The following is a 17291-nucleotide window of genomic DNA, read 5'->3' on the forward strand; positions in this document are numbered from 1 at the left end:
AACGACTGGACACCCGATCCGCCATCCACTTGACCGCCTTGTTTCCAGCAAAAATCGTCATATGTTCTGTCTCGAATAGTCAGGGACTTCGGTATATATGAGGGAACTTTAATCAGGCGATCCGGTACATGTATGTCACTTGATACCCGGACAAGAAACAGGACGTGCGGTACAAATACCGAATAGGGCGGGCTTGTCCCTGTTTTTCACCACAGACAACCCGGCCTCGCAGTGATCGAATACAAATGTGCAAGTAACGTTTGAGCAGTTTCACGCGCAAAGGACGATGACATGAACAGCTTCGAACCCGGTGAATACGTACGCCTGCGCTCGGGAGGCAGGAAGATGCAGGTGATCAATGCCGGGGCGACCGAGTCCCTGCCCGACTCGTCGCTGGTGGCTTGCGAGTACCGTGCTAAAAGTCGAAGAGTGTTGGGTTTCTATGCGGCCAACTCACTGATTCGTGCGCCGCATTCTTCGAGTGATGCAATGCAACAATAAAAAACAAGAATAAACACTGGAAGTTGAATAATTGTTAACTTTCAGTTTGCCTGGCCACTCCCCCTTCGATCCTCTTTTGCAGGATCGTTTTTATTTACCTCAATAAATACACATCCCGACAGGAGCTCATTCATTCGCGAAGTTACCCTTCGCGAATGAATGAGCTCCTGCGCAGTCTGAAACTTCCGAACATCAAGCGGTAAACGAATGCGAAGCCAGGTTGTAAAGCAGGCCGGTTGCGAACAGGCCGATGACCATGGAAACGCCCTTGTTCAGCAGACGCGACGAACGCGGTGAATTCAACCGGCTGCCAAAGCAGGCACCGAAGATGACCCAGGCCGAACCAACCGGCAGGACCACAGCAGTAAAGGTGCTCATGAATGCCAGGTAATCCGCACTGTTGAGGAATGTACCGACAGGTGCCACGAACGAAGCGAAGAACAGCCCCTTGGGATTGGTCAGCGTGGCGACGAACAGACCTGCTGGCGAAAGACCCGGCTCATCATCGGCGTGCTGGCCGGCACGGGCCATAGACCAGAGCTTCATTGCGATATAGAACAGGAAGCACACTGCGAAAGCCTTGCTGAGGGTCGCCACCCAGGGATAGTCACGGGCGATCCGGTCCAGGGTCAGCCCCCAGGCCGTGATCTGAATCATATAGGCCAGCCACTCTGCCCCCACCCACAGCAATGACTTCGTATTGAAACCCCGGTTCATGCCAGTCTGGAACAATAGCGAGTTGGTCGGGCCGGGAACCGCGAGCACAGCCAGCAGCGCCAGAAAGATTGAACCACTCATGTTGATGCCCTCATTCGGTTGTAGTGTTGATTGGAACAGCGAATCTGGATAGGTCAGTGGCCATGGCCCAAACGCCCCGTAGCGCGCTTGAAGAGCTGCAACAGGTCATCCACATAGGTAAAAATCACCGGAATCACCAACAGGCTGAGCACGGTCGAGGTCAGGAGCCCGCCGATCACAACCACCGCCATGGGCTGCCTGAATCCCGGATCGGCCCCCACGCCGATAGCGGTCGGCAGCATCCCGGCGCCCATGGCAATGGTGGTCATCAGGATCGGGCGCGCACGCTTGTGGCAGGCATCGAGCAGCGCCTGATAACGGCTCATGCCGAAGTCCCGGCGCGCGAGAATCGCGTAGTCCACCAGCAGGATCGAATTCTTGGTGACGATGCCCATCAGCATCAGCAAGCCGATGACCGAAGACAGGGAAAAGCTCAGATCACAAGCCAGCAGCCCCAGCAATGCGCCGCCCAACGAGAGAGGCAGTGCGGAAAGAATGGTGGCCGGTTGCAGAAAGTCGTGAAACAGCAGCACCAGCACCGCATAGATGCAGAACACACCAATGGCCATGGTCAGGCCGAAGCTGCCAAACAGCTCGCTCATCAACTGCACTTCGCCCTGCTCCACCAGCCGGACTCCGGCAGGCAGATGCGCAAGCCCCGGCAACTGACGGGCCTGATTCATCACTTCGCCCAGGCTGCGGCCATTGAGTTCGACAGACAACGTGACATAGCGCTGTCGATCCAGACGATCGATCTGTGCCGGCCCGCTGCCGGTGCTCAGTTCCCCCAGGGAAGCCAGCGTGACCTGGCCATCCCGGCCATTGACGCGCAACTGGCCAATACGTTCGAGGTCGCCCCGCAGACCCGGCTCCATGCGCACCCGCAGGTTCACCTGGCGTTGGGAAAGATTGATCTTGCCCAAGGCCGAGGAATAATCGCCATAAGTGGCCAGACGCAAGGTATCGGCGATCTGCTGACTGGTGACACCCAATTGCGCGGCCCTTGTGTAATCCGGGCGGAACTGGACCTCCGGTGCCTGCAATGCGGCGCTGGAAGCAATGTTGCCCACCCCGTTCAGTTGGCGCAGCATGGGTTCGAGAGCCAGTGCGGTACGCTCCAGCAAATCACCGTCTTCACTGGCAAGGACGATATCTAGCTTTTCACCGTTGCCATCGCCGCCCACGCTGACACGAGCCCCCGGCAGTGAGCGCAAGGCATCGCGCATGCTGGCTTCCAGCTCGGTCTGGCTGAACTCACGATCCTGACGCCGGGCCAGCTCCACGGTCAGGGTTGCCTGATTGACCGCCGCACCATCGCCCGCCTCGCTACCTGCCGTTCCCGCCATGGCGAAGATATGCCGGATCCCCGGCAATGGCTTCAGTCGGGCACTGGCGTCGCGGGCCAGACTGGCGGTCTGCTCCAGAGTCGCGCCCGGCGGCAGTTCCAGGGTAATGGTGGATCGGGCAATGTCCTGAGCCGGCAGAAAACTGGTGGGCAAGAAGCCGATCAACGCCAGTGAGCCGGCAAAGAACAGCCCGGCCAGTGCCATGCTGGTCTTGCGCCATTCGAGACTGCGATGAATCCACACCAGATAGCGGCGCATCAGCCAGCCATCCTGCTCGACGTGATCCACCGGTTTGAGAAAGGCCGCAGCCATCATCGGGGTCAGCAGGCGCGCAACCATCAGCGAGAAAAGCAGCGCCGCCGAAGCCGTGACGCCGAACTGCACGAACAGCTTGCCTGCAACACCGCCCATGAATGCCGTGGGCAGGAACACCGCGACCAGCGTCACGGTGGTGGCGATCACCGCCAGCCCGATTTCATCCGCTGCCTCCATGGCGGCCTCGCGTGGGCTTTTGCCCATGCGCAGATGCCGGGCGATGTTTTCCACCTCGACAATCGCATCGTCGACCAGAATGCCGATGATCAATGCCAGGGCCAGCAAGGAGACGGTATTGAGAGTAAAACCGGCGAAGTACATCAAGCCAAAAGTGGGGATGATCGATAGCGGCAATGCCGTTGCGACGATCAGCATCGCCCGTGGATCGCGCAGGAACCACCACACCACCAGAACCGCCAGCAGAATCCCCTCGTACAGCAGGTTCATCGAGTCGTGATAGTTCTCCAGCACCGAGGCCGAGCTGTCGCTGATCTCGATCAGGCTGACACCCGGCTGCCGGGCCATGAAATCTGCCACCGCCGCACGGATGCCACTGGCCATGCTGACGTCGGAAAACCCCAGAGAGCGGATCACCTGCACACCAATCACTGGCTTGCCGTTGAAAAATGCCAGGGAATGGCGCTCGGCATGGTGGTCGCGGATCGTCGCCAACTGGCGTAATGCAAAGGAACGACCATCGCCAGTCGGCACATCAACGGCGCCCAGTGTCTGCGGGTCTTCGATACCGCCCAGAGTACGCACCGCCATGCGCGCGCCACCCAGCTCCGCCATACCACCGGAGTTATCGATTTCCATGGCCTTGAGCTGCGTCTCTACATCGGCAACACCCAGCCCCAGCCCGGCCATCATGGTCGGATCGAGATCCACCTGAATCTCACGCTCGACACCACCAACCCGCAACACCTGAGCAACGCCCCTGACCTCTTGCAGATGCTTGCTCAGTTCATTGTCGACAAACCATGACAGCGCCTCTTCGTCCATGCCCGGCGCGTCGATCACATAAGTCAGCACCGGTGTGTCATGGATCGTCAGCCGCGAGACGCTGGGGGTTTCCAGGCTGGCGGGCAGTTCCGCCATGGCACTGTCCACCACATTACGGACTTCGTTGAGGGCTTCGTTGCCATCCTTCTCGATAGCGAAGCTGACATTGATCTGTACATTGCCGGAGGTGATGGTCGTGGTGACATGCTTGAGCAGCCGCAGCGATGACAGCCGGTCCTCCAGCTTGCGGGCCACCTCGGTTTCCAGTTGCTCGGGTGCAGCGCCTTCAAGGGATGCACTGATGGTGACGGTGGGCAGATCGAGGTCGGGGAAATCCTGGATACCCAGCCTTTGCAGACCGATAAAGCCCAGCACGCCCAGCAGGATAAACAGCATGATTGCAGGAACGGGAAAGCGTATCGACAAGGACGACAACGTCATGGCTGAACAGCCCCCGCCGTCACCGGCGTCACATGGGCACCGTCACTCAGGAAAGCACCGCCGGAACGCACGATGGTCTGCCGTTCGTCCAGCCCGGAAACGATTTCCACGGCATTATCCCTGCGGCGCCCCAACTGCACCTGACGCAGCGCAACGCGCTCATCGGTGCCGACAATGAATACCCAGGAACGGCCATCACGCAGGAACACCGCTGTATCCGGCACCGTCAGTGCAGGTTTCGCAGCCAGCTCGATGCGGCCACTGGCATACATGCCAGAACGTGCCGGGCTGTCTGGTGCAAGTGCCACATACACCAGCGCCCGGCCGGTATTGTTATCGAGGATTGGCGATACCAGACGAACCTGGCCATCCACCGACTGGCCGTCGGGCAGCGTCAACTGTGCGTGCTGCCCTGGCTTGACCCTAAGCAATTGCCGGGCGTCCAGCTCGGCCTGCCACTCGATACGCCCCTCGCGCACCAGTCGAAACAGCTCGGTACCGGCATCCACCACACTGCCCAACAGCGCTGTGCGCGATGAGACGATTCCATCATCGACTGCCACAATCCGGGTCTGGCCAAGGCGGATACGAATACTCTGCATATCGGCAGTCGCAACGCCCAGTTCGGCCTTGGCGGTGTCCAGGGCAATCCGGTACTGCTCGCTCTGCTGAGCGGACAAAACACCGGTCACGCCCACCACATCGGCACGGCGCACATCGGATTGCGCCTTGCGCAGGTTGGCCCGGGCCTGCTCGACGGTTGCCTGCTGCCTGCTCTGCTCGGCCAGCAGGCTGTCCTGGGCCAGGGTTGCCAGTACTTGCCCCTTGCGCACCCGGTCGCCGATATCCGCATGAATACTGGCAATCCTCAGACTGCCGGTTTCTGCGCTGATCAACGCTTCCTGCCACGGCAATAACCGACCGCTCGCCGTCAGTTCATGGGGCCATGGGCGCCACTGTGCCTGGGTGACCTCGACGCTGAGGCTGCTCAAATTGCTGGCAGGTGCGGCGTCTGGAGCTTGCGGGCGACTGCGAATCACGAAAACCAGCACCAGAGCAATGCCCAGCACCAGCACGATCCAGACGAACTTGCGACGTGCGGAACTCAAGATCGTTCTCCCGCCGAGGCCTGCGCGACCGACGTGCTATCAGCGCTGTCCTGCCATCCTCCCCCCAATGCCTTGTAGAGGGCGATCCAGTAACGTACCTGTTCCTGCTGCAAGGTAATCAGTTCAATCCGGGCATCGAGCGCGGAACGTCGGGCCACTTCCCGGTCCAGGATACTCACGCCACCGGCCTGCCAGGACTTGTCCACGGCCTGAAAATATTCGCTGTAGCCTTGAGTCGCCCGCTCGACATCGGCTTCACGGCGTCGAGCCGCGTCGAGCCGGACCAGCGCCTGTTCCACCTCGCCTACGCTCGTGCGCAGCGTCTGTCGATAAGCGGCCAGTGCAGCGTCGTAAGCAGCCTCGGCACTCTTGACCGTGGCGCGACCGAGACCGCCATCCAGCAGCGGTAAAGACAACAATGGCCCTACAGTCCAGTTGCGCACCAACTGACCATCCGTAGTCCCGACGGCAAACGAGCCGGTCAGGCTCAGGCTTGGCCAGCGCTGGGCTTCGGCCACACCGATATCCGCGCTGGCTGCGGCCAGTTCGCGCTCTCGCGAGGCCAGGTCAGGCCGCTGGCGAACCAGATCGGCAGGAATGGAACGGACTTCCAGTTGTGCTGGCGACGGCAGGATGGCCGGTGCCTGGCCCAGCAATTCCCGCACCCGCTTTTCATCGCTGCCGGTCAACAGGGTCAGTTGCTTGAGCAGTACTTCGCACTCGCTGCGCTGATTGATCAGGGTCGACTGGCTGCTGGCCGCCGATGCCTGGGTCAAGACCAGATCGGCCGGTGCAGTGAAACCGGCCTTGAGGGACAGCCCGGTCAGTTCGGCGGTCTGGCGCTGCGAATCGAGCTGTTCCTGGTAGGCCAGAACCAGGCGCTGACAACCTCGATATTGAACGTAGTCATCGGCCACTTCGGCCGCCAGCGACACCCTGGCGTCATGCCAGTCATCGACACGGGCCTGAATACGATTGGCCGAGGCTTCACGATTACGTCGAAACTTGCCGAACAGATCGAGTTCCCAGGCGGCATCGAGCCCCGCCGAGGAACTGGAGTACGACTGGCGCGTGCTCTCTTCACGCTCTCCCGTACGGTTGCGTGACAGACTGCCTCGCAAGCTGGGTGCCGCATCGGCATCGCTTACTGCCAGGGTCGCCCTGGCCTGCTGAATGTTCGCCCAGGCCTGATCCAGCGTAGGGCTGTCGGCCTCGGCCCATTGCAGCAGGCGTTCCAGTTGCGGATCGTTGAATTGCTGCCACCAGCCGGACAGCGCCTTGACGCTGGCGCCGTGGGGCAAAGGTGCATGCCATTGCGCGGGCAAGGTGATCGGCGGAGGCTGATAGTCGGGGCCCATCACACAACCACTGGTGATCAGGGCAATGAGTATCGGCAGTGAACGTTGCGCTGCCGCTTTGAAGATATCCATGACGTCCTCTTGATGCCCGGACGTTGGGTCAGGCGCTCGGCTGCATTGACGGCGCTATTGAAACGTCTGCCGTCATGACTGTCTGGCGCGGAAAGCGGGGACATTGCCCCGTGGGAAATTGTCGGTCCATGACCTGTGCAGCAGAATCGCAATCACATCACGCGGGCGTGTGAACACCTCGCAGGCGATGCCATTTCTCAAGGCAAACGAGTGACCGACTATGCAAGAGTTGAGCTATCTGAAAAAAGTCGAATCCAACGCAAGGACTTACGCGGCCACATTCCAGCGCCTGTTCGTCAGCGGTAACGGTTCACGCCTCAAGGATGACCAGGGACGCGAGTACCTTGACTGTCTGGCCAATGCCGGCACCCTTGCCCTGGGTCATAATCCTGCGGTGGTCCGCGAGGCCGTGCTGCAGTTTCTGGATACCGATCAGCTGCAACAAGGCCTCGATCTGGCAACGCCGGCCAAGCATGAGTTCGTGCAGGCGCTCTTCGCGACATTGCCCGCGCCGATGCGCAACAACAGCAAGATCCTGTTCTGCGGCCCCAGTGGTTCGGACGCTGTGGAAGCGGCCATCAAGCTGGCACGTCATTACACCCAGCGCACCCCGCTGATGGCATTTCATGGCGGCTATCACGGCATGACCGCAGGCGCCCTGTCGGCCATGGGCAACCTCAAGCCCAAGATCAACACAGGCGCGGTCAACCCCGGCACACACTTCCTGCCCTTCCCTTATGCGTTGCGCTGCCCCTTTGGCACCGATGGCTCGCAGACCGATCAGCTTTCCATCGAATACATCCGCACGGTACTCAGCGACCCCGAAGGCGGCGTGCAGAAACCCGCCGCGGTGATCGTCGAAGTGATTCAGGGCGAAGGTGGCTGTATTCCCGCGTCGGCAAACTGGCTGCGCGAGTTGCGTGAGATCACCCGTGAGCAGGAAATCCTGCTGATCATCGATGAAGTACAGACAGGCCTGGGGCGTACCGGCAGCACCTTTGCCATCGATCATTCGGGGATCACTCCAGACATTCTGGTGCTATCCAAGGCGATTGGTGGTGGTTATCCGATGTCGGTAATCGTCTTTGCCGAACACCTGGATACCTGGGGCCCCGGCATGCATGCGGGTACATTTCGTGGCAACCAGATTGCAATGGTCGCGGGTGCAGCGACGATCCGGCATATACAGTCACAGAACCTGGCGGCGCAGGCTGCTGCACGGGGCGAGACGCTGGCCAGCGGTCTCAAGGACATTGCCCGGCGCTACCCGGCACTGGCCGAAGTGCGTGGTCGCGGCCTGATGCTGGGCGTCGAGGTGACCCACCCTCGCGAGCAAGGCCGCACCGGCACGGGCCATTCACAACTGGCCCGCGCCATCAAGCTCAACTGTTTCGAGAATGGCCTGATCATCGAAACCGGAGGTCGCCATAGCTCCGTACTGCGCTTCCTGCCGGCGCTGACCATCAGCGAACAGGAAGTGGCCATGGTTCTTGAGCGTTTTGAAGATTCGGTTGCAGCGGCCTGCAAGGGACATTGATCAACCGCCCCCCTGGCAGGAGCTAATTCATTCGCGAATGAATTCGCTCCTGCCCAGACTGTGTGAACATAGCGCCTCTTGATTCCCCTCCCCAAAAAAAGCCCGGCCAAAAGGCCGGGCCAAAGAGGCGCAAGCCTCAGGCTTGCTTATCGCGAATCCCGCAATTGATATCGGAAACGATCTGTCCGTCGGCCAGCTTGATGATGCGGTCGGCCAGCTGGAAGTACTGATCGTCATGGGTGATGATCAGGATCGTCTTGCCGCGTCGCTTCAGGTCAGGCAGCAGTTCCTCGTAGAAGAACCGTTTGAACGGTGGGTCCTGGTCCGCAGCCCATTCGTCGAGGACGTAGACCGGACGGTCTTCCAGGTAAGCACAGACCAGCGCCAGGCGTTTCTGCTGTCCATAGGAAAGCGCCTTCAGCGTCGAATAACCGTGCCCTTCGATCTTGATCTTGTCCGCCAGCCCCAGGGTCGTCAGGTACTTCTGTGCCAGCGTACTGCTTGCTTCCTTTTCATCCGGGCCAATCAGGCGGTTGAACAGATGGAAGTCGGAGAACACAGCCGAAAACATATCCCGGTAGTCGCTGCGGTTCTTGTCGGTAACGTCGACACCATCGATCTGCACATGGCCCTGACGCGGGATATAAAGACCGCACAGCACTTTGGCCAGGGTACTTTTACCGCAGCCGTTGCCGCCGACGATATAGATGAGCTCTCCCGCATGAATGTCCAGATCCACAGGCCCAAGGGCGAACCCCGAACCTGCATCGGCATTCTGATAATCCATCTTCACGCCCTTGAGCGAGATGGTATCCCAGGCTTTTTGCGGGAAGTGCAGCAGCTTGGGTACTTCCGCCTCCACAACCTGTGGGTGCTTGTCATTGATACCGAATCCGAACTCCGCCAGCCGGCTGCTTGCAACACGACCCTGAGCCAGAATCGGCATGGCGGTCACCAGCAGAGAGAGCGGCCCCATGATGTAAAGCACGGCCAGTACGCTGGCAGTCAGTACGGCCGGATCCAAAGCTGCCACTTTCGGCGCGGCGAACAACAGGCAGCCCAAAAGTACCGACAATGTCAGTTGCCCAACGTTGTCACCGGCCGTGAACCAGACACGTTCGATGAAGTTGAAACGCGCCACCCGGGTTGAGGAAGCATCAATGGCCGAGCGACTGAACCAGTTGCGGCGAATACGATTGAGCTTCAGCTCCTTGAGGCCGAACACCAGCGCATGGGTGTATTCGTTGAACGAGGTGAATTCGTCACGCACCCGGCTCGACACCTTTACGCCACTGCTGAAGAAATACAGATAAAGCACCACTCCCGCGAACATCAGCGACAGCGTGACCGCAAACACCACCCAGGACAGGTAGGCAAGGTAAGCGATACCGAACAGGAATACCGTCGTCTCGACCAGCACGGTGGGCATCACGACCAGCGTGGTATTGAGTTGGGGAATGTCATTGGTGAGCATGGTCAGCACATTCGCCGGCCCGCGCTTGTCCACTTCTTCAAGGGGAGTGCGCAGAATCTTGCGGCACAGCGCGATGCGCAGCCTCGTCATGATGTGCATGCTCGCATAGGCCGGAAAGAACGCTGCGGCATTGCGAAAGACGAACGCCACGACGCTCAGGCCAATGAACCAGTACAGCACATGGGTCCGTGAACCCTCCATATGGATCGCCTGGTTGATCACGTTGACCACTGCAATCGAAGCGACCCCGCTGATGACACCGGTCACCAGAGTGAAAAGGGTCAGCCAGGGATGGCTGCGCCATAACAGGCGCATGATCGAACCCGGACTGGGCTTTTTCTCTTGCTCGTTGCTCATTGCTCAATATCCTTGCATGGACGGGCCAGATGGCAGTACCGATTACGAATCGCTGGTGCATGAACGCTCCAGCTCGTTCGGGAAAAACAGTGAAAGATCAAAAGCCAGTGTACGGACGAGACGGCTCGCAGCTGTCCCGGACTCCGAGTACAAGCGTCAATCATTTGCGTGGCCAGATGGCGTCTCGCGTGGTCATCTCGCCCATGGCCACTGCGATGAGCCTTGGCTCTTCATAGGGGTCGCGCGCATGTGCAGCGAGCATGTTGTCGAGCATGACCAGATCACCCTTCTGCCACTGGAACCTGACCGCACAGGCCTCGTAGGCTTCGCCGACCAGGGCCATGACTTCATCTTCGATAGGGCTGCCATCGCCGTAGCTGACCATGCGCGGCAGACGGTCTTCACCAAACATGTCGAACAGGTCTTCGCGCATTTCCTCACCCAGGCAGAACGGGTGATGCAACTGGACCTGATTGAAGAAAGCCGCCTGCCCGGTGACCGGGTGATGAATGACCGCCGGACAATGGGTGTGGATTTGCAGGGTGTCGGCATCCAGCCACTCGAATGCCGTGCCTTGCTCGCGGCAACGAGCCTCTGCCACCTCGGGCCGGTCGGTGCCGAAAAAGCTCTGCCAGCTGGGCTCTACACCTGAGGTAAAGGTACGGATATAGCGCAGCGCCTTGCGCTCGAATGTATCGACCACTTCGGCAGGCAGTTGCAACAGCATCTGGCGAATGTCCACCAAGGGTGTCGCACCGCCCACTTTCGATGGCAGCTCACAGTAGAACCATTGCTTGCGCGGCCAGCTTTCCAGGTGCGAGCTTTCATTGTGATAGAGGATCATTTCCCGCTCGGGATAAGGTGTCGAGCGATACACATTGCGCCCGCCCTCCTTCTTCGGAAGATCACCGTATCCGCCGTGCAATCCCGGGGACAATGCCTCGGCGAAACTCTCGAACAAGGGCACTGTATCGAGACCGAAACCCCGGAACAGAATCGCCCCGTGCCGGCACAGCAACGCTTCGATGCTTTCACGGTTTTCGGCGGCCCAGGCCAGCGGCTCCAGCCCGGCTTCGACGGGCTCGATCACTACTGGCAGGCTGCTTTCAGGGTCCAGCAGCGACAGGCGCACCTTTGCGTCGCTACGGCTGTCCGGCCAGCGCAACGGCTCGGTAATGTTCGCCTGCAAACCGGCAGGCGACGCGATGGTTTCAAGGTTCATGCATAACTCCCGGGCGATGGGTATCGAGGGTCGCGCCTGATCGAGAAACCTCCCGTACCGGCACGCTTTGCGCCAGCATGTAAGCATCGCCCGATACGCCTGTCTGTCACCGCAATCGGGGACATTACGGCCCCCGCAGCGCGTCACCAACTGTCCCCATTTCCCTCGACAGACACCCTTGCGGGTTCGGTGCTGAAATGCCTCCGCTGCGCAGATACGAGCGGTTCGCAAGTACCTCACACTCTTCGGTACGGGCTGCAGAACCTGGTTTCCGAATGCGTCCAGCGCACTGCAACTTGTGATCAAACAGGAGTGTTATTCATGCCGATCAACCCGACTGGCAAAGGGGCAGACAAGCTGTCAGCCCCACTGCGACCCGGCACCTTGCTGCACGAATTGTTCAGTGCCAGGGCCAGAGAATTTCCCGAAAGAACAGCGCTATCCGATGAAACCCGAGCCGTCAGTTACGCAGAGCTCGACGCAGCGTCTTCGTCGCTGGCAGCCAGCCTGCGCAAGCGCGGCGTCAAGGACGGCAGCCTGGTCGGCCTGTGCCTGGAGCGCGATGTCGATCTGGTCATTACCCTGCTCGCCATCCTCAAGGCCGGTGGTGCCTATGTTCCGGTCGACCCGGCCTACCCTGCAAAACGCATCGAGCACATCGTTCAGGACAGCGGCCTGCAACTGATCGTCAGTTCCCGTGACTTGTGCAGCATTCCCAAGACGCCTTCGCTGCAAGTGCTGCTCCTGAACGAGCTGCTGGCAGAAAAGAACCCTGGCGAATTCAAGGCCAGCAGCGCCGATGCGTCTCAGGCTCCGGCCTACGTGATCTACACCTCGGGCTCCACGGGCGAACCCAAAGGCGTACTGGTAACCCATGCCAACGTCAGCAGCCTGCTGGAAAGCACTCAGCGCATCTACCATTTCACTCAAAATGACATCTGGTCGATGTTCCACTCCATCGGCTTCGATTTCTCTGTCTGGGAAATCTGGGGCGCGCTCGCTCACGGTGGCCAGGTCGCCATCGTGCCTTACGAAATCTCCCGCTCGCCTGAGACCTTCAGAAAGTGGCTGATCAGCAATCAGGTCACTGTCCTGAGCCAGACGCCATCGGCCTTCCGCGGTCTTGACGAAGCAGATAGCCAGGCCAGCAAGCGTCTGTCGCTGCGTTACGTGGTATTCGGCGGCGAAGCATTGCCCGCCACCGTGCTGCGTCCATGGGTCGAACGTCATGGTGACGCGCTGCCAGCCCTGATCAACATGTATGGCATCACCGAAGCCACTGTGCACACCACCCACAAACGGGTACGCGGCCAGGACCTCGAAACATCGGCTACCGTATCTGTCGGCAAACCGCTGGATGGCTGGAGCCTGCACCTGCTGGATGAAAAACAGCAGCCGGTGAACACAGGCGAAATCGGCGAGCTGTATATCGAAGGCGCCGGGCTGACCCTGGGCTACCTGAACCGTCCGGGCCTGACGGCCGAACGCTTTGTCACCCTGCCAGGCAGCGGCATCCGTGCCTATCGCACCGGCGACCTGCTCAAGCTCGACGAGCATGGCGAATACCACTACGCCGGGCGTAGCGATCAGCAACTCAAGGTTCGCGGCTTCCGTATCGAGGCCGGCGAAGTAGAAGCTTCCCTGCAGTCGAGCAAGAGTATCTCCGCCAGTCACGTTACCGCGTACGACTACGGTCAGGGCGATTTGCGTCTTGTGGCCTACGTCGTTCCCGCCGATGGCTCACAGACCGTGACCCAGGAACTGCGCAGTGAACTGGCGGCCCTGGCCGCACAACAGTTGCCGGACTACATGCGTCCCTCGACTTACATTGGCCTGGCGGCACTGCCGGTCACCGCCCACGGCAAGATCGACAAACAGCAACTGCCTTCGCCGCTTGAGCACGTCAGCGCCACAACCGACCAGGACAACCTGTCGGAGCAGGAACTGTATGTACTCAAGGTCTGGTCCGACGATATCGGCCTCAAGGGCATTGGCCTGAACGACGACTTCTTCGATCACGGCGGCACCTCACTGGCCCTGATCCGTTCACTCAGCCTGCTCAAGGCTCACTACAAGGTTGACCTCAACCCTGGCGTCCTTGCGGACGGAGCCACAGCCAGGATCCTTGCCAACAGCATTCGTACCTCCCTTGCCAAAATCGATCAGGGCAACCTGTCGGAACAGGAGCTGCATGTACTCAAGGTCTGGTCCGACGACATCGGCCTCAAGGGCATTGGCCTGAACGACGACTTCTTCGATCACGGCGGTACCTCACTGGCCCTGATCCGCTCACTCAGCCTGCTCAAGGCTCACTACAAGGTCGACCTCAACCCTGGCGCTCTCGCGAACGGAGCCACTGCCAAGATTCTTGCCGACAGCATTCGCACCTCCCTTGCCAACGCCCATTGACCGAAAAGGAACACGCACATGTCTGAAACAGCAATCAAGCGATTCCACCTTTCCAAGGAGGAACGCGCCACATTCGAGAAGAACGGTTTCATCGGCCCTTTCACAGCCTATGACCAGGATGAAATGAAGGAAGTCTGGAAACGCCTTCGCCTGCGCCTGCTGGACCGCAGCCATGCGGCCTATCAGGATCTGGACGCGATTTCCGGCGGCACCAACATCGCCAACTACGACCGCCACCTGGATGACGACTTCCTGGCCTCCCATATCGGCTGCCCGGAAATCTGTGACCGCGTACAAAGCATCCTCGGCCCGGATGTACTGTGCTGGCGCACCGAGTTTTTCCCGAAATACCCTGGCGATGAAGGCACCGACTGGCACCAGGCAGACACCTTTGCCAACGCTTCGGGCAAGCCGCAGATCATCTGGCCTGAAAACGAAGAGTTTGGCGGCACCATCACTGTATGGACGGCCTTCACCGACGTGAGCATTGCCAACGGCTGCCTGCAGTTCATTCCCGGCACGCAGAACAGCATGAACTACGACGAAACCAAGCGCATGAGCTACTCGCCGGAAACCTCCAACTCGGTGGTCAAGGACGGCGTACGCCGTGGTTTCTTCGGCTACGACTATCGCCAGTTGCAGATCGACGAGAACTGGAAACCCGACGAAGCCAGCGCTGTGCCCATCCAGATGAAAGCCGGCCAGTTCATCATTTTCTGGTCGACCCTGATGCACGCCTCGTACCCGCACAGCGGCGAAAGCCAGGAAATGCGCATGGGCTTCGCGTCCCGCTATGTACCGTCCTTCGTCCACGTCTACCCGGATTCCGATCACATCGAGGAATACGGGGGCAAGATCAGCCTGGAAAAATACGGCGCGGTGCAGGTCATCGGCAATTCCACTCCTGACTACAACCGCCTGGTGACTGAAACCACTCGCGGCAAGAAGTTCAGGGAAGACTGAGTCATCGGTAATCGAGGCGGCAGGTCACCACACATGTCTGGTAAGGAGCGTTTAACCATGTCCAACTTCACTGACGCGGCGACGCGCCTGTGCGAGGCAGTCAGGATGCTCCGGCATCTGGCGACCAACCTCCCCGAACCGATTCGTATCGGCTTCCTCGGGGCCGAGGATGATCGTTCGATCATCGCCGGCCCCGGCGTAGCAGCAACACAGAAGGCGGTCAGCCTGGTTTTCGAACGCCTGGGCGTCCGACACCTGGAATACTGCCACGATGCCATTGCGCAACTGTCCTCTTTTGAATTGTTCATCAGCAGGAAAATCAGTGCCGCGCTGGATTTCAACTATGAGCTGTTTGGCGTTGCCGAACCGGATCAGGCGCAACAAGCGCTTATCCAGGACTTCGACTTCAGCCCTCCTCTGCCCGACATCGCCCGATCGAGCCTGATCACCCGCGACGGTGTCCTGCTCAATACTTACGCCAGTGCCAACCGGCAACTGGCGCCCATCGTACTTGCACTGCCGTGCGGCCTGCCTTTCGAGCTGTGCCGCGAATGGTTCCAGGCGCTGGGCGAACGCTACTTCGTCATGGCCTGGGAAACCCGCGGGCTCTTTGGGGCCTGTATCGACTTCGATCGTCTGGAGGTAGATGCCGACGCTCAGGTTGCGGACCTGTTCGCAGTCATGGATCACTTCGGCCATGACAGCGCACACCTGATGGGGATCTGTGGCGGCGCAGCGATCGCTTTGTGCGCAGCCGCCGCCAATACTGAGCGCGTTCGTTCGCTGAGCCTTTGGCACGGTGATTACAACCTGGCCGATGACAATCTGCGCACAGCTCATCAGCGCAATTTCGAGTGGCTGATGGAAGCCGCCGCAGCCGACCGTAACGAAGCTGCAGATCTGCAGATGCTCTTCGTCGATCAGGCCACGCTGGTCACTACTCCGGAACCCATTGCCCACGTGGCCCTGTTTCCGTACACCAATGCGGAGCTGTTCTACCGCTACTCGAAACTCAATGATGCACTGAACAAGACTGACCTGAACGTGCTGCTCGACCAGATCGTCGTGCCGGTGCTGGTGGTGGCTGGCGACAGCGACCAGACCACGCACATCGGTGGCTCACGGCATATTGCCCAGACTATCGACGGGGCACGCCTACATGTTGAAGAAAACGGCAGCCACCTGGCGTTTTTCGAGCATGCCCCGCGTTCGTGCGCTACCGCGTTTCGCTTCATGGAAGAACTGGAAGAACCCGCACTGATTTAAATCGGAAATGCATCCATGCAGAATGCGAATTCATTCGCGAGAAGGCATTCAAAACGACATATTTCTGTCTGCCCTTCGCGAATGAATTCGCTACGCCTCAATCAGGCCTGCCCCACCATATGCTGCTCGCGATAGAACTCCATATACATCACTGTCCTTACACCATTCGATGCATTGACCGCAAAGTGATCGAGTGAGCCATCAAACACCACCAGATTGCCGTTGACGCTCTGGCTGAACTGGCCATTGACGTTCAGGTAGTTGTAGTTCTGCCGGGTCGGCGCATCGATGGTCAGTTGCATGTGCAGCAAGCCCTCTTCCCAGGTCCCGCCATGGGAATGTGTGCCCAGGAACACATTGGGCTCCAGGCGCAACAACGCACACAGTTTGATGCCTGGCGTGTTGCTCAGCAGCTCCAGGGTGCGAGGCATCTTTTGCTGGGCAAACGGGATGGGCTGGTCGTAGGCCACCAGCGCGTATTGCGTCCAGTTGGTCATCAACTGGTCGTTGTCGCCCCACCCCCAGAGCCAGCCGTACTCGCCGCCGTTATTGACGTGCTCGGTCAGTTCCTCGAACAACTCGGTGATGGACTTGTTCACGCGATTTATTTCCAGGGTCGGCGCATCCAGAGCCTGAAATTCATCGCGAATCACTTCCCAGTTTCTGGCCAGGTTTTCAAGTTGCGGGAAACGGCTGGCTTCATAAAACGATGGGCGCATGGCACCTCCTTCATCAGCAATTACTGGAAGACCTTCAAGGTGAGGTCATTTGCCTTTCGCCAGGCGAATGCAAGGCGATCAAGCCATTTGGCCTGCGCCACCATGGGCTGTCTGCCACCGTATTCGGGTACACCGATCCACCCGTGCTGCGCCTGCTGTTTGTCCCCACTTCCGGCGACAGACAGTCCAGAACCGATCCTCTAATTTCCAACCATTGCTCCCCGGAAGCGCCCGGTACCCAGGCACGGGATGGTTTGCTCGATTGCGCATTCTTCTCTCGAAAAGCCGGTTCACCGACTGCGACCGCCGAGACGACTTTTATTGATCGAACCTCATGATTCGTCACGCCGATGGGCAATGTCCGCATTGCAGCCTGCCTGCCCACCGCCCGTAGACGAGCCT

General features: G+C 59.5%; 13 protein-coding genes. 6 read left to right on the plus strand and 7 right to left on the minus strand.

Annotation, left to right across the window (positions count from 1 at the left end):
• Positions 1-291: 291 nt before the first annotated feature.
• Positions 292-501, plus strand: a complete 210-nt coding sequence (locus JL015_RS01500; RefSeq protein ID WP_201017131.1) for a hypothetical protein — start codon at positions 292-294, stop codon at positions 499-501.
• Positions 502-693: 192 nt separating this feature from the next.
• Here the strand turns inward: JL015_RS01500 and JL015_RS01505 are convergent, their stop codons facing one another.
• From JL015_RS01505 to JL015_RS01520, 4 genes are read right to left on the minus strand one after another with little or no spacing between them, the layout of a single operon-like run.
• Complete coding sequence (locus tag JL015_RS01505) at positions 694-1299, minus strand: LysE family translocator (protein ID WP_201000662.1); 606 nt, start codon at positions 1297-1299, stop codon at positions 694-696.
• Between the two features lie 53 nt (positions 1300-1352).
• On the minus strand, positions 1353-4403 hold the full coding sequence (locus tag JL015_RS01510; protein WP_201017132.1) for an efflux RND transporter permease subunit: 3051 nt from the start codon (positions 4401-4403) through the stop codon (positions 1353-1355).
• Complete coding sequence (locus JL015_RS01515) at positions 4400-5512, minus strand: efflux RND transporter periplasmic adaptor subunit (RefSeq protein WP_374063353.1); 1113 nt, start codon at positions 5510-5512, stop codon at positions 4400-4402. The genes JL015_RS01510 and JL015_RS01515 overlap by 4 nt, the downstream gene beginning before the upstream one ends.
• Positions 5509-6942, minus strand: coding sequence for an efflux transporter outer membrane subunit (locus JL015_RS01520; protein ID WP_201017133.1), 1434 nt, complete (start codon positions 6940-6942; stop codon positions 5509-5511). The genes JL015_RS01515 and JL015_RS01520 overlap by 4 nt, the downstream gene beginning before the upstream one ends.
• 220 nt (positions 6943-7162) lie before the next feature.
• Here JL015_RS01520 and JL015_RS01525 point away from each other — a divergent pair, with 220 nt between their 5' ends.
• Positions 7163-8479: a diaminobutyrate--2-oxoglutarate transaminase family protein gene (locus JL015_RS01525; protein ID WP_201017134.1), complete on the plus strand. Its 1317-nt coding sequence runs from the start codon at positions 7163-7165 to the stop codon at positions 8477-8479.
• A gap of 136 nt (positions 8480-8615) precedes the next feature.
• On the opposite strand, the gene JL015_RS01530 is transcribed toward JL015_RS01525, so the two are convergent.
• Positions 8616-10310, minus strand: a complete 1695-nt coding sequence (locus JL015_RS01530) for a cyclic peptide export ABC transporter (RefSeq protein ID WP_201017135.1) — start codon at positions 10308-10310, stop codon at positions 8616-8618.
• A 160-nt stretch (positions 10311-10470) separates the two neighbouring features.
• Positions 10471-11532, minus strand: coding sequence for a TauD/TfdA family dioxygenase (locus JL015_RS01535; protein ID WP_201017136.1), 1062 nt, complete (start codon positions 11530-11532; stop codon positions 10471-10473).
• 321 nt (positions 11533-11853) lie between these two features.
• On the opposite strand from JL015_RS01535, the gene JL015_RS01540 reads away from it, so the two are divergent.
• The 3 genes from JL015_RS01540 to JL015_RS01550 are packed head-to-tail and all read left to right on the plus strand — an operon-like array spanning position 11854 to position 16170.
• Positions 11854-13941, plus strand: a complete 2088-nt coding sequence (locus JL015_RS01540) for an amino acid adenylation domain-containing protein (protein WP_201017137.1) — start codon at positions 11854-11856, stop codon at positions 13939-13941.
• A gap of 18 nt (positions 13942-13959) precedes the next feature.
• Positions 13960-14904: a syringomycin E biosynthesis L-threonyl-[L-threonyl-carrier protein] 4-chlorinase SyrB2 gene (gene syrB2 / locus JL015_RS01545; protein WP_201000669.1), complete on the plus strand. Its 945-nt coding sequence runs from the start codon at positions 13960-13962 to the stop codon at positions 14902-14904.
• 57 nt (positions 14905-14961) lie between these two features.
• On the plus strand, positions 14962-16170 hold the full coding sequence (locus tag JL015_RS01550) for an alpha/beta fold hydrolase (protein WP_201017138.1): 1209 nt from the start codon (positions 14962-14964) through the stop codon (positions 16168-16170).
• 101 nt (positions 16171-16271) lie between these two features.
• On the opposite strand, the gene JL015_RS01555 is transcribed toward JL015_RS01550, so the two are convergent.
• Positions 16272-16889: an aspartyl/asparaginyl beta-hydroxylase domain-containing protein gene (locus JL015_RS01555; RefSeq protein WP_201017139.1), complete on the minus strand. Its 618-nt coding sequence runs from the start codon at positions 16887-16889 to the stop codon at positions 16272-16274.
• Here JL015_RS01555 and JL015_RS01560 point away from each other — a divergent pair.
• A complete protein-coding gene (locus JL015_RS01560) occupies positions 16880-17227 on the plus strand; it encodes a hypothetical protein (RefSeq protein ID WP_201000672.1) in 348 nt (115 codons plus the stop codon). The two genes, JL015_RS01555 and JL015_RS01560, sit on opposite strands and share 10 nt — an antisense overlap.
• Positions 17228-17291 lie beyond the last annotated feature (64 nt).

The sequence above is a fragment of the Pseudomonas cichorii genome (assembly GCF_015471405.1).
Classification (GTDB): Bacteria; Pseudomonadota; Gammaproteobacteria; order Pseudomonadales; family Pseudomonadaceae; genus Aquipseudomonas; species Aquipseudomonas serbiensis.